The sequence below is a fragment of the Streptomyces sp. NPDC038707 genome (assembly GCF_040636485.1).
In the GTDB taxonomy this organism is placed as follows: domain Bacteria; phylum Actinomycetota; class Actinomycetes; order Streptomycetales; family Streptomycetaceae; genus Streptomyces.
The window spans coordinates 230,056-243,100 of sequence record NZ_JBEZUP010000008.1; the positions used below are offsets into that span (position 1 = coordinate 230,056).

Sequence of the window (13,045 nt, forward strand, 5' to 3'; positions counted from 1 at the left end):
TTCCTACAGGGGGGTGACGTAGGCGCCGGTGAGGCCGCCGTCCACCAGGAAGTCGGTGGCGTTGACGAAGGAGGAGTCGTCGCTGGCCAGGAAGGCGACGGCGGCGGCGATCTCCTCGGCCTCGGCGAACCGGCCGGCGGGGATGTGCACCAGGCGGCGCGCGGCCCGCTCGGGGTCCTTGGCGAACAGTTCCCGGAGCAGCGGGGTGTTGACCGGGCCGGGGCACAGGGCGTTGACCCGGATGCCCTCCCGGGCGAACTGCACGCCGAGTTCCCGGGACAGGGCGAGGACTCCGCCCTTGGACGCGGTGTACGAGATCTGGCTGGTGGCCGCGCCCATCCGGGCCACGAAGGACGCGGTGTTGATGATGGAGCCCTTGCCCTGGCGCCGCATGTAGGGGAGGGCGGCCTTGCAGCACAGGTAGACGGAGGTGAGGTTGACCTCCTGGACGCGCTTCCAGGCCTCCAGGCCGGTCTCCAGGATGGAGTCGTCGTCGGGCGGGGAGATGCCGGCGTTGTTGAAGGCGACATCCACACTGCCGTAGGTGTCGTGGGCCGTCCTGAACAGCGCCTCCACCTGCTCGGGGTCGGTGACGTCGGTCCTGACGAAGAGTCCGCCCACCTCCTCGGCGGCGGCCTTGCCGCGGGTCTCGTCGATGTCCGCGCAGACGACGTGCGCGCCTTCGGAGGCGAGGCGGCGGGCGGTGGCGAGGCCGATGCCGCTGCCGGCTCCGGTCACGACGGCGGTACGGCCGGTCAGGCGGCGGCAGACACTGGTGTCGGTCACTGTGCGGGGCCCTCCGTGCTGATGAAGACGTTCTTGGTCTCGGTGAAGGCGGTCAGGGCGTCGGGGCCGAGTTCGCGGCCGAGGCCGGACTGCTTGAAGCCGCCGAACGGGGTCCAGTAGCGGACGCTGGAGTGGGAGTTCACGGACAGGTTGCCCGCGCGGACGGCCTGGGAGACGCGCAGCGCGCGGCCGACGTCCCGGGTCCAGATGGAGCCGGACAGGCCGTAGGGGGTGTCGTTGGCGAGGCGGACGGCGTCCTGCTCGTCGGTGAAGGGCAGCAGGACGGCGACGGGGCCGAAGATCTCCTCGCGGGCCGCCCGGCTGTCGTGCCGCTCGCCGGTGAGCACCGTCGGCGGGAACCAGAAGCCGGGGCCGTCGGGGGCGCTGCCGCGCAGGGCCGGGGCGTCGTCGGGGACGCAGGACCGTACCCGCTCGCGTTGCCGTGCCGAGATCAGCGGGCCCATCTGCGTCTTCTCGTCGGCCGGGTCGCCGACGGCCACGGCGGCCAGCGCGTCGGCGAGCAGGGCGGTGGCCTCCTCCAGCACGGTCTCCTGGACCAGGATGCGGGTGCGGGCGCAGCAGTCCTGGCCGGCGTTGTCGAGGAAGGAGAACGGGTCGAGGGCGGCGGTGAGGTCGGCGTCGGCGAAGACGATGTTGGGGCTCTTGCCGCCGAGTTCCAGGGTGACCGGTTTGACCAGGCGGGCGCAGCGTTCCATGACCTCGCGGCCGGTGCGGGTGGAGCCGGTGAACACGATCTTGGCGACGTCCGGGTGGTCCACCAGGGCGCGTCCGGCGGTGGTGCCGTAGCCGGGCAGCACCTGGAGCACGTCTTCGGGCAGGCCCGCGTCCAGGGCCAGGGCGGCGAGGCGGAGGGCGGTGAGCGGGGTGGCCTCGGCGGGTTTGAGGACGACGGCGTTGCCCGCGGCGAGTGCCGGGAAGGAGCCCCAGGCGGCGATCGGCATGGGGAAGTTCCAGGGAGCGATCACGCCGACCACACCCAGCGGTTCGTGGAAGGTGACGTTCCAGCCGCCGGGTGCCGGGATCTGCCGGCCGAGCAGGCGTTCGGCACCGCCGGCCGCGTACAGCAGCAGGTCGCGGGCGTTGCCGGCCTCCCAGCGGGCGTTGCCGAGGGTGTGGCCGGCCTCGCGGACCTCCAGCCGGGCGAGTTCCTCGGTGTGGGCGTCGACCACGTCCGCGAAGCGGCGCAGCAGCCGGGCCCGGTCGGCGGGGGCGAGAGCGGACCAGGTCCGCTGGGCCCGTACGGCCCGTGCGACGGCGGCGGCGGCGTCCTCCTCGCTCGCGGCGGGAAGGGTGGCGACGGTCTCCTCGGTGGCGGGGTTCAGGACGGTCAGCTCGTTCGGGTCGGGCACGGGGTGACCTCTCACAGGCGTTCGAAGGAGCGGCGCAGCTCCCAGTCGGTGACCGCGGCGTCGAAGGCGTCCAGCTCGACCCGCGCCATGTTGCGGTAGTGGGCGACCACCTCGTCCCCGAAGGCGGCCTTGGCGATCGGGCTGTTCTCCCACAGCTCGGCGGCCTCGCGGAGGGTGGCCGGGACGTGCTCGAACCCGGCGGTGTAGGCGTTCCCGGTACAGGGCTCGGGCAGGTCGAGTCGCTGCTCGACGCCGTACAGCCCGGCCGCGACCAGTGCGGCGACGGCGAGGTGGGGGTTGACGTCGCCGCCGGGGAGGCGGTTCTCGAAGCGCAGGGAGCGGCCGCGGCCGACCACGCGCAGGGCACAGGTGCGGTTGTCGTGGCCCCAGGCGACGGCGGTGGGGGCGAAGGACCCGGGCCGGAACCGCTTGTAGGAGTTGATGTTGGGGGCGTACAGGAGGCAGAAGTCGCGCAGTGCGGCGAGCTGCCCGGCGAGGAAGTGCCGCATGACGTCGGACATGCCGTCGCCGTCGGCCATGGCGTTGCGGCCGTCGGCGTCGGCGAGGGAGAGGTGGATGTGGCAGGAGTTGCCCTCGCGTTCGTTGTACTTGGCCATGAAGGTGATCGAGACGCCTTCCTGGGCGGCGATCTCCTTGGCGCCGGTCTTGTACAACGCGTGCTGGTCGCAGGTGCGCAGGGCCTCGGCGTAGCGGAAGACGATCTCGTGCTGGCCGGGGTTGCACTCGCCCTTGGCGGACTCCACGGTGAGGCCGGCGCCGGCCATCTCGTTGCGCAGCCGGCGCAGCAGGGGTTCGACGCGGCCGGTGCCGAGGATGGAGTAGTCGACGTTGTACTGGTTGGCGGGGGTCAGGCCGCGGTAGCCCGCGTCCCAGGCCGCCTCGTAGCTGTCCTTGAAGACGATGAACTCCAGCTCGGTGCCGGCCTGGGCGGTGTAGCCGAGGGCGGCGAGCCGCTCCAGCTGGCGGCGCAGGATCTGGCGGGGCGCGACGGTGACCGGGGTGCCGTCGTCCCGGGCGAGGTCGGCGAGGAGCAGGGCGGTGCCGGGGTGCCAGGGGACGCGGCGCAGGGTGGCGGGGTCGGGGAGCATGGCGAAGTCGCCGTAGCCGCGCTCCCAGGAGGACATCGCGTAGCCGTCGACGGTGTTCATCTCGGGGTCGACCGCGAGGAGGTAGTCGCAGCCCTCGGTGCCGTGGTGGAGCACCTCGTCGAGGAAGAAGCGGGCGGCGAACCGCTTGCCCTGGAGCCGCCCCTGCATGTCGGGGAAGGCCAGGACGACCGTGTCGATCTCACCGCCCGCGACGAGGGCGTGCAGTTCCTCGACGCTGAGCGGGGCTGTGCGGTCTGCCACGGGAGAGCCTCCTTCGGCGCCAACGCGCTTTCTCGGCCGAGCCGGGAGCCATAAGGTATTGCCGGGAACCATTGCTTGGGAAGGGGGCGCGGCGGATGGCGCGGGAGGCGGATCGGGGCGGCCCCGAGGACCGGCTGGCCGCGGTGCTGCGGCCGGTGCGCGCGGGCAACGGCTTCGAGGAGGCGCTGGAGCAGATCCTCCAGGTCGTCCGGCTGGGCCTGGTGCCGGACGGCGGGCGGCTGCCGGCCGAACGGGAGCTGGCGGAGCGGCTGGGGGTCAGCCGGGTGACGCTGCGCGAGGTGCTGAAGGTGCTCCAGGAGCAGGGGCTGGTGGAGGCGCGGCGCGGGCGGTACGGCGGAACGTTCGTGCTGCCCCGGCCGGACGCGGGCGGCGAGGACGAGCTGCGGCGCCGGGTGGCCGGGGTGGACCTGGAGGACGTGCTGCGCTTCCGCGAGGTGCTGGAGGTGGGCGCCGCGGGCCTGTGCGCGGCGCACGGGCCGGCCGGGGAGGGCGCGGGGCGGTTGCGCCGGGCGCTGGAGCGCACGCACGAGGCCCCGCTCGCGGACTACCGGCGGGCGGACACGCTGTTCCACCTGACCCTGGCCGAGCTGTCCGGCTCGCCGTCGCTGACCGCGCGGTACGCGGCGGTCCGGGCCACGGTGAACGACCTGCTGGACTGCATTCCGCTGCTGGTGCGCAACCTGGAGCACTCCCAGCGGCAGCACACCGCGCTGGTGGAGGCGGTGCTGGAGGGGGACGCGGACGGGGCCCGGGAGATGATGCGCGAGCACTGCGCGGGTACGGCGGCGCTGCTGCGGGGCTTCTTGGCGTGATCCGGCCACATAAAGGTTCGACTGGGTACCTTTGCGGGGGCGCTCTTGAAGCGGGCGCCGTGAACGAGCACGGTGGAACGAGGACCGCCGGGTCTCCGGGGAGGGCAGCATGACGGCACGGCCGCTGATCGGCGTGAGCACGTATCTGGAGTCCGGCGCGCGCTGGGGGGTGTGGGCACTGGAGGCGGTGCTGCTGCCGGCCGCGTACACCCGGCTCGTGCAGCGGGCCGGCGGGCTGGCGTTCCTGCTGCCGCCGGACGCGCCCGAGCGGGCCGCCGCGGCCGTGGCCCCGCTGGACGGGCTGGTCATCGCGGGCGGCCCGGACGTCGACCCGGCCCGCTACGGCGCCGAGCGCTCCCCGCGGACCGGGCCGCCCGCGCCCGAGCGGGACGCCTGGGAGCTGGCGCTGATCGAGGCCGCGCTGGCGGCGGGCGTGCCCCTGCTCGGCGTCTGCCGGGGCATGCAGCTGCTGAACGTCGCGCTGGGCGGCACGCTGGTCCAGCACCTGGACGGACACGTGGAGACGGTCGGCGTGTTCGGCGGGCACCCGGTGAAGCCGGTACCGGGGACGCTGTACGGCGGGATCGTCCCCGAGGAGCTGACCGTGCCGACGCACCACCACCAGGCGGTGGAACGGCTCGGCGCCGGGCTGGTGCCGTCGGCCTACGCTGCGGACGGCACCGTGGAGGCCGTGGAACTGCCCGCGGACCGGGGCTGGGTGCTCGGGGTGCAGTGGCACCCCGAGCAGAGCGAGGACCTGCGGGTCATGCGCGCCCTGGTCGCAGCCGCGTCCTGAGCCAGGCCAGGGCGGCGTCGCCCTGGGCCCGCTGGAAGGGGCGCAGGGTGGGCAGGCCGGGCGGCGCCGGGCGCAGCGAGCTGCGCAGGAAGTAGCCGGCGAGACCGGCCAGCGCCGCGGTCACGGCGTCCGGGTCCGCGGCTCGGCCCACGGGGTGTGCGGTGAACACCTCCTCCGGGTCCGGCCCGCCCTGGGCCCGCACGCACGGCAGCATCACCAGCAGGTCGAACCAGGGCGCGGCCCGCAGGGCGTGCGGCCAGTCCACGAACACGACGTCTCCGCCGTCCGTGAGCAGGACGTTGTCCGCGCGCAGATCGCCGTGGGCCAGGGCCTGTCCGGACGCGCCCTCGGCCCACCCGGCCTCCAGCGCGGCGAGTTCCGGCAGCCGGCCGGCGGTCCACGCGCCGAGCCGGTCCCGTACGTCACCGGCCGCGCCGTCGTTCAGTTGCCGCCAGCCGGAGAAGGCGTCGGCCAGGTCCTCGGCGACGGGCGGGGCGTCCACCCCGGGGGCGTCGGTGCGGGCGAGGACGGTCACGGCGTCGAGCACCCGGCGCAGTTCCGCCGGCCGCCAGGGCACGTGCGGCTGGCGGCCCGCCACCTCCTCGAAGACCAGCGCCACCCAGGTGCCGTCGTCGTACGAGCCGAGCAGCCGGGGCGCGGGCACGCTGGGCGGCAGCGCGGCGGCGTGCCGGGCCTCCTTGCGGTGCAGGCCGGGGCTGTGCGGGTTGGTGACGGCGCTCACCGCCTTGACGAATCCGGTCCCGCCGGCGGCGGTGCGGACCCGGGCCGCGACGCCCGGGGAGAAGCCGCCGGACTGGGTCGAGGCGTGCACGACCGGCGCGCCCAGCACCTCGCCGACGGCGTCACGGACGACGGCCGGGAGGGACTCCCAGGGAGCACGGACGCCCGCGGCGGGCGGGGCGGTGAGGGTCATGCGCAGCAATGGTGTCGGGGGGCGGGCGGTTCGGCCACCTCTTTTCCGGGGGCGGGCGGTTCGGCCACCACTTTTCCGGGGGCGGGCGGTTCGGCCACCTCTCTTCCGGGGGCGGGGCGGGTCGGGCGCGGGGGCGCCTCGCGGGGGCCGGCGTCGTGGGCCGGGCGCGGGTGCGTCGCGGCCGAGCGCGCGGTTCCCCGCGCCCCTCCGGGGCGCTCACGCTCGCGTGAGCGACAGGAGTTCCCTCGCCGGGCCCGTGGGGCGGTGGCCGGTGGGCCAGACCGCCCGGAGTGCCCGGCGCAGGGGGAGGCCCTCCACGGGGATGCTGACCAGGCGGCGGAGGGAGAGTTCCTCGCCCACGGCCAGTTCGCTGAGGACGGAGGGACCCGCGCCGCTGACCGCGGAGGCCTTGACCGCCGTGGTCGAGGACAGTTCGATCAGGGGGCGGGCCAGGCCGCCGAGCGCCGCGTCCAGGACCTGGCGGGTGCCGGAGCCGCGCTCCCGGAGGATCAGCGGGGTGGCGGCCAGCTCCGCCGCCGTCACGGGCCGCCGGCGCCGGGCCCACGGATGGCCGGGCGCGGTGACGACGATCAGCCGGTCGTGGGCGATGACCGTGGAGTCCAGTCCCGTGGGCACGGTCAGCCCCTCCACGAACCCGAGGTCCGCCTCCCCGGCCAGCAGCAGCTCCGCGACCTTCGCCGAGTTGCCCGCGAGCAGCGAGACGGCCGTGTCGGGCCGCTCGGCGTGCAGCGCGAGCAGCCAGCCGGGCAGCAGGTACTCGGCGATGGTCATGCTGGCCGCGACCCGGAGCCGGGAGTCCCGCCGGTCCCGCAGCGCCCGCGCGCCCGCGTCGAAGGCGGCCGCCGCCTCCACCACCCGGCGGGCCCAGTCGGTGACCAGGGCGCCCGCGTCGGTGAGCCGGGAGCCCCGCGGGGAACGGTCGACCAGGGCCACGCCCAGCTGCCGTTCCATGGAGCGAAGCCGGCTGCTCGCGGCCGGCTGGGTGATGCCGACCTCGCGGGCCGCCGCGCCCAGGCTGCCCAGCCGCGCCACCGCGAGCAGCAGCTCCAGCGCGGCCAGGTCCGGCACCCGGTGCGCCAGCGGTTCCGTGCGTTCCTGGTGTCCCTCGGCCCTGCCCATAAGACCAGCTTATGCCCTCATAGACGGGAACTCCCTGGTCAGGGGCGAACCGATGGGTCATCGTGGGCGCATGATCACCGCAGTCCGGCCCCGTACGTCCTCGCTGAGACACCTCGGCCCCAACTGGTACGCCTCCGTGATGGGCACCGCGATCGTCGGCTCCGCCGGTGTCGCGCTGCCCGCACCGGCGAACGGGCCGCGCGGGATCTTCGCCGCCGTCTGGGTGCTGTCACTGCTGCTGCTCCTGGGCCTGCTGGCCGCCCGCGCCGTGCACTGGGCCCGCCACCACGACCAGGCCCGCGCCCACCTCCTCGATCCGGCCATGGCGCCCTTCCACGCCTGCCTGGCGATGGCGCTGCTGTCGGTGGGTGCCGGCGCGCTGACGAGCGGCCGGGACCTGATCGGCACCCGCGCGGCCGTCGCCCTGGACACCGTGCTGTACACCTCCGGCACGGCGGCCGGGCTCGCGTCCGCCGTCGCCGTGCCCTACCTGATGGCCGTACGGCATCGCGTCGAGCCCGCGCAGGCCAGCCCGGTGTGGCTGCTGCCGCTGGTCGCGCCCATGGTGTCGGCCACGTCCGGGCCGCTGCTGGTGCCGCACCTGCCGCCGGGGCAGCCGCGGGAGACCCTGCTGCTGGCGTGCCTCGCGCTGTTCGGACTGAGCCTGCTGGCCGTGCTGCTGATGCTGCCGCTGGTCTTCACCCGGCTGATCACCTCCGGTCCGCTGCCGCTCGCGCTCACCCCGACCCTGTTCCTGGTCCTCGGCCCGCTCGGGCAGTCCGCCACCGCCGCCGGGGCGATGGCGGACGCCGCGCCCGGGGTCGTACCGGCCCCCTACGACACCGGCCTCACGGTCTTCGCCGTGCTGTACGGCGTGCCCGTGATGGGCTTCGCGCTGCTGTGGCTGGCGCTCGCCACCGCGCACGTGGTGCGGGCCCGGCGGCACGGGATGGGGTTCGCGCTGACCTGGTGGGCGTTCACCTTCCCGGTGGGCACCTGCGTCACCGGCGCGGCGGCCCTGGCCCGGCACACCGGCCTGGTGGCGTACCAGGCGCTGGCCGTGGGTCTGTACGCCGTCCTGGTGGCGGCCTGGCTCGCGGCGGTCCGGGGCACCGTGCGCGGCCTGTTCAGCGGCGAGCTGCTCGCAGGGCCCCGGCCAGCGTCCGTGGTGCTCGCGTCAGGGACGGGCCGTACCACGTCAGGTGCCGTCCGCTGACCAGGGCGCACGGCAGGCCGGGGAAGGCCTCGGGGCCGTCGCCGGCGGTGAAGCGGTAGGGCTCGTCGGGCAGGACGACCAGATCGGGGGCCGCCGCGCGCAGCTCGGTCACGGGGACGCGCGGATAGCGGTCGGGGTGGCCGGCGTAGAGGTGGTCCACGCCGAGGCGGGCCAGCACGTCGCCCGCGAAGGTGTCGCGGCCGAGGACCATCCAGGGCCGGCGCCAGACGGGCACGATCGCCGTCGTACGGTGCGCGGGCTCGGGCAGGGACGTCCAGGCCGCCTCCGCCGCGTCCAGCCAGCCGGGCCGGCTCCGGGCGCCGCAGGCGGTGAGCACCCGGTCCAGCTCGGTGAGGGCCTGCGGCACGCCGCGCACCTCGGTGACCAGTACCTCGAGGCCGGCCGCGCGCAGGGCGTCCAGGTCGCGGGCGCGGTTCTCCTCCTCGTTGGCGATCACCAGGTCGGGTGCGAGGGAGACGATCCGGTCCACCCGGGGGTTCTTCGTGCCGCCGATCCGGGGGACGTCCAGGTCCGCCGGGTGGGTGCACCAGTCGGTGGCGCCGGCGAGGGCGCCGGGCAGTGTCACCGCGACGGCCTCGGTCAGGGACGGGACCAGGGAGACCACCCGTGTCACGGCGCCGCCTTCCGCCCGCCGCTCAGCGGTGGGATCTGTGCTGGACGGCCTCGATGTGCTCGGCGACCGCCACCACGATGATCCGGGTGTCCGGGACCGTGGCCCGCCAGCGGTGCCGGACACCGCCGGTCAGATACAGGGTGTCACCCCGGCCGAGGCGGTAGGCGCGGCCCTCCGCCTCGATCTCCACCGCGCCGTCGGCGACGTACATCAGCTCGTCGTTGCGGTGCTGGAGCTCGCGGCCGGCGTCGTGGTCGCCGGTGAACTCGGAGGCGTGCAGCTGGTGGTGGCCGCGCACCAGGGCGCGGGTGCGCGGGTCGAAGTCGCCCTCGGCGACCGGTTCGGCGCGCACCACGTCCACGCTGGCCGCCGGGTCGGCGGCGGCGAGGAGCTCGACGGCCGTGGTGCGCAGGGCGTCGGCCAGTTTCTCCAGGGAGGTGCTGCTCGGGCGGGCCCGGTCGTTCTCCACCTGGCTGAGGAAGGGCACCGACAGGCCGCTGCGCTCGGCCACGACGGCGAGGGTCAGCTCCAGCGCACGGCGGCGCCGCCGGACGGCCGCGCCCACCCGCACGGGCTGCTGCTCTTTGTGGTCGCCCATCGCTCCGGCTCCCTCCCTCGCTCGTCGTACCGCTGTCCGGGTGCCCCTTACGAGGCGTCCCTCTTCTGATGACTTCTCTGCACCCTACGCATGTTCGGCAAACCGTTTCACGTGGCTGTCACATCCCCGACACCTCCCTGATGCTCCACCCTCCCGGTTCGCGCCAGTGTCCCGGGGCCGGGAGGGGCCCGGGAGCGGGCCCCCGGACCGGATGCGGACACCCCCCGGCCGGGCCCGGACCGGAGCCCGGGCCCGGACTCGTCACGCCCGGTGATTGGCCGGAAGTGCGTCGTGGGCACGACGGTCCGAGGGGCGGGCGGCACCGGACGCGGGTCGGCGTCCGGCGGCGCCCGCCCCTCGGGAGGCGGTCCGGGGCGGTCAGGTCACCCGGCCGCCTCGCTGCGGGTGCCGTCCTTGGCGACGGGGGCCCACTTGTCGACCAGGCCGGGGTGGTCGCGCAGCCAGCCGCGGACGGCGTCCTGCTCCTTGCCCTTGCCGGCCTTCTGGATCCGCGCCTCCAGGCCGGTGAGCTGCTCCTCGGTCATCGAGAAGTCCTTCAGCCACCGGCCGACCAGCGGGTTGTCGGCGGCGAAGCCCTTGCGGGCGAGGGTGTGCACGCCGTCGCCCTCGCCCCAGGCTCCCTTGGGGTCGCCGAGCTTCTTCAGGTCGTAGTCGCTGTACGCCCAGTGCGGCGACCACAGGGTGACGAGGACCGGCTGGTGCCGGGCGTAGGCGCGCTTCAGCTCGGCGAGCATGGCCGGGGTGGAGCCGTCGACCACGTCGTACGTGCCCTCGAGGCCGTACTCCTTCAGCACCTTGCTCTTGAGCAGGCGCATCATGCCCGCGCTGGGCTCGATGCCGACGATCTTCCCGTGGAACTCGGAGGCGTGCTCCTTCAGGTCCGCCAGGGAGTTCACGTCCTTGACGTAGGAGGGCACGGTCAGCTCCAGGGACGTGGGGCCGTACCACTTCCCGAGGTCGTCCAGCCGCTTGCCGTACTTCGTCCAGTACTCGGCGTGTGTGGTGGGCAGCCAGGCGTCGGTCTGGAAGTCGAGCTGGCCGGTGGCGAGGCCGGTGTAGAGGGGGCCGGCCGCGTACTGGGTGGTGCTGACCTTGAAGCCGCGCTCCTGGAGGATCTCCTTCCACAGGAAGGTGGAGGCGATGCCCTCGTCCCACGGGATGTAGCCGATCCGGATCTCCTTGCCCTTGCCGACGTCCGTGCCGGACGCCTCGGAGGTCCCGGCGGAGGGACCGAAGACGCCGAGTCCGCCCGCGACGAGGGCGAGGACGACCACTCCGGCCAGGGCGACGGCCGGGTGCGGACGGTACGACCACGCGCGCGTGCGTTCCTTCGCGGCGGCCCTGCGGCCCAGCGGGGAGAGCTGGGTGCCGAGCGCGCCGGTGACCCGGTCCAGGTAGATGGCGAGGACGACGATGCCGACGCCCGCCTCGAAGCCGTAACCGATGTCGAGCCGGCCGATGGCCTCGTTGACGGCGCCGCCGAGACCGCCGGTGCCGACCATGCCGGCGATGACCACCATGGACAGGCCCAGCATGATCACCTGGTTGACGCCGGCCATGATGGTCGGCAGGGCGAGCGGCAGCTGCACCCGCCACAGGATGCTGCGCGGGGTGGTGCCGAAGGCCTCGGCGGCCTCGACCAGTTCCGCGTCGACCTGGCGGATGCCCAGCTCGGTCATGCGCACGCCGGGGGCGAGCGCGAAGATCAAGGTGGCGACGACACCCGCGGCGGTGCCCAGCCCGAAGAAGAGCATGGCCGGGATCAGCAGCACCATCGAGGGCATGGTCTGGAGCAGGTCCAGGACCGGCCGTACGGCGGCGCCGACCGCCTTGGAGCGGGCGGCCCAGATGCCCAGCGGGAGGGAGATCACCAGGGCGAGCACGGTCGCCACCAGGACCAGGGCGAGGGTGGACATGGCCTGGTCCCACAGGTCGAGCGAGTCGACCAGGGCGAACCCGGCGAAGGCGAGGACACCGGCGACCAGCCCGCGCAGCCACCAGGCGACGACGGCGAGGATGCCGGCCATCAGCAGCGGCTGGGGGGCGGCGAGCACGGTGTCGATGCCGTCGTACATGCCCTCCATGACCGCCTTGACGGCGTCGAACAGCCAGGAGAGGTGGGCGACCAGCCAGTCCACGCCGGAGTCGACCCAGTCGCCGAGACGGATCCTAGGCATGGCTGATCACCTTCCCCTCGGGGTTGTCGCAGACCACGGGAGCGGCCGTCTCGTCGCCGAGGAAGCCGAGCAGGCGCTGCCGCCGCACCACCCCGACCACCCGGCCCGCCCCGTCCACCACCGAGACCCGGTGGGACAGCCGGGCGCTGAGCGCGCACAGCTGCGTGAACGGCGTCTCGCGGGTCGCGGTCTCGCAGCCGCACAGGGGGGCGTCGGCGGTCACCGAGGTGTCCATGAGCGCGCCCGCCGTCAGCACCCGGGAGCGGTCCACGTCCTGGATGAAGGAGGCCACGTAGTCGTTCGCGGGGCGCAGCAGGATGTCCTCGGCGGTGCCGGTCTGCACGATGCGGCCGTCCCGCATGATGGCGACCCGGTCGCCGAGCCGCATGGCCTCGTTGAGGTCGTGGGTGATGAAGACGATCGTCTTCTTCAGGGTCTTCTGGAGTTCCAGCAGCTGGTCCTGCATGTCGCGGCGGATCAGCGGGTCCAGGGCGCTGAAGGACTCATCCATCAGCAGCAGGTCCGCGTCGGTGGCGAGGGCGCGGGCGAGGCCGACGCGCTGCTGCATGCCGCCGGACAGCTCGTCGGGCCAGGACGACTCCCAGCCGGCCAGGCCGCACAGGGCGAGCGCCTCGTCGGCGCGGCGCTCGCGCTCGGCGCGGGGCACGCCCTGCACTTCCAGGCCGTAGGCGGCGTTGTCGCGGACGCTGCGGTGCGGGAACAGCGCGAAGTGCTGGAAGACCATGCTGATCTTCCTCGAGCGCAGCTCGCGCAGTGCCCGGTCGCCGAGCGCGGTCAGGTCCTGCCCGTCGAAGCGCACGCTGCCCGCGGTCGGCTCCAGCAGCCCGTTGAGCATCCGCAGCAGGGTGGACTTGCCGGAGCCCGACAGTCCCATCACGACGAAGATCTCGCCGGCCTCGACGCGGAAGGAGGCGTCGATCACGGCGGCCGTCGCGCCGTCCACGCGCAGCTCCGCCCGGTCCGCGCCGCGCCGCAGCCGTTCCACCGCGTCGTCGGGTCGTCTTCCGAACACCTTGAACAAGTGTTCTGCCTCAAGCCTGGGTGACACGCGCACCTCTCGTCTCCGGGGACAGGACAGAGGCCGCGCCTCCCCAGGCCGGACAGGGGCAAACGCGTAAGTGGCCGGGTTCACGGCGGTGCGCGTGACGC

At 74.3% G+C, this 13,045-nt stretch carries 12 protein-coding genes; 3 read left to right on the forward strand and 9 right to left on the reverse strand.

Features of this window, described 5'->3' with window-relative positions; translation table 11 throughout:
- Window positions 1–3: 3 nt before the first annotated feature.
- From AB0E62_RS14220 to AB0E62_RS14230, 3 genes are read right to left on the reverse strand one after another with little or no spacing between them, the layout of a single operon-like run.
- Entirely contained in the window at window positions 4–786 is a 783-nt protein-coding gene (locus tag AB0E62_RS14220) for a 3-oxoacyl-ACP reductase (protein ID WP_362192162.1), read from the reverse strand.
- Window positions 783–2,156: an aldehyde dehydrogenase family protein gene (locus AB0E62_RS14225; RefSeq protein ID WP_362192164.1), complete on the reverse strand. Its 1,374-nt coding sequence runs from the start codon at window positions 2,154–2,156 to the stop codon at window positions 783–785. The genes AB0E62_RS14220 and AB0E62_RS14225 overlap by 4 nt, the downstream gene beginning before the upstream one ends.
- A gap of 11 nt (window positions 2,157–2,167) precedes the next feature.
- Window positions 2,168–3,526, reverse strand: coding sequence for a glutamine synthetase family protein (locus AB0E62_RS14230; protein WP_362192166.1), 1,359 nt, complete (start codon window positions 3,524–3,526; stop codon window positions 2,168–2,170).
- A 95-nt stretch (window positions 3,527–3,621) separates the two neighbouring features.
- Between AB0E62_RS14230 and AB0E62_RS14235 the strand changes: the two genes are divergently transcribed.
- Entirely contained in the window at window positions 3,622–4,359 is a 738-nt protein-coding gene (locus AB0E62_RS14235) for an FCD domain-containing protein (RefSeq protein ID WP_362192168.1), read from the forward strand.
- A 109-nt stretch (window positions 4,360–4,468) separates the two neighbouring features.
- On the forward strand, window positions 4,469–5,155 hold the full coding sequence (locus AB0E62_RS14240; RefSeq protein ID WP_362192170.1) for a gamma-glutamyl-gamma-aminobutyrate hydrolase family protein: 687 nt from the start codon (window positions 4,469–4,471) through the stop codon (window positions 5,153–5,155).
- Here the strand turns inward: AB0E62_RS14240 and AB0E62_RS14245 are convergent.
- Both AB0E62_RS14245 and AB0E62_RS14250 read right to left on the reverse strand, forming a co-directional pair.
- Entirely contained in the window at window positions 5,124–6,089 is a 966-nt protein-coding gene (locus tag AB0E62_RS14245; protein ID WP_362192172.1) for an aminoglycoside phosphotransferase family protein, read from the reverse strand. The genes AB0E62_RS14240 and AB0E62_RS14245 overlap by 32 nt on opposite strands.
- 216 nt (window positions 6,090–6,305) lie before the next feature.
- Window positions 6,306–7,229: a LysR family transcriptional regulator gene (locus AB0E62_RS14250; RefSeq protein WP_362192174.1), complete on the reverse strand. Its 924-nt coding sequence runs from the start codon at window positions 7,227–7,229 to the stop codon at window positions 6,306–6,308.
- Window positions 7,230–7,299: 70 nt separating this feature from the next.
- Between AB0E62_RS14250 and AB0E62_RS14255 the strand changes: the two genes are divergently transcribed.
- Window positions 7,300–8,445 (forward strand): TDT family transporter, encoded by a 1,146-nt coding sequence (locus tag AB0E62_RS14255; RefSeq protein WP_362192176.1) that lies wholly within the window; start codon window positions 7,300–7,302, stop codon window positions 8,443–8,445.
- On the opposite strand, the gene AB0E62_RS14260 is transcribed toward AB0E62_RS14255, so the two are convergent.
- The 4 genes from AB0E62_RS14260 to AB0E62_RS14275 all read right to left on the reverse strand — a co-directional run bounded on the left by AB0E62_RS14260 (window position 8,357) and on the right by AB0E62_RS14275 (window position 12,944).
- Entirely contained in the window at window positions 8,357–9,079 is a 723-nt protein-coding gene (locus AB0E62_RS14260) for a helical backbone metal receptor (protein ID WP_362192178.1), read from the reverse strand. The genes AB0E62_RS14255 and AB0E62_RS14260 overlap by 89 nt on opposite strands.
- 22 nt (window positions 9,080–9,101) lie before the next feature.
- Window positions 9,102–9,677 (reverse strand): helix-turn-helix domain-containing protein, encoded by a 576-nt coding sequence (locus AB0E62_RS14265; protein WP_344350417.1) that lies wholly within the window; start codon window positions 9,675–9,677, stop codon window positions 9,102–9,104.
- Window positions 9,678–10,060: 383 nt separating this feature from the next.
- A complete protein-coding gene (locus AB0E62_RS14270; protein WP_362192183.1) occupies window positions 10,061–11,875 on the reverse strand; it encodes an ABC transporter permease/substrate binding protein in 1,815 nt (604 codons plus the stop codon).
- Window positions 11,868–12,944: a glycine betaine/L-proline ABC transporter ATP-binding protein gene (locus tag AB0E62_RS14275; protein ID WP_362192185.1), complete on the reverse strand. Its 1,077-nt coding sequence runs from the start codon at window positions 12,942–12,944 to the stop codon at window positions 11,868–11,870. The genes AB0E62_RS14270 and AB0E62_RS14275 overlap by 8 nt, the downstream gene beginning before the upstream one ends.
- Between the last annotated feature and the right edge of the window lie 101 nt (window positions 12,945–13,045).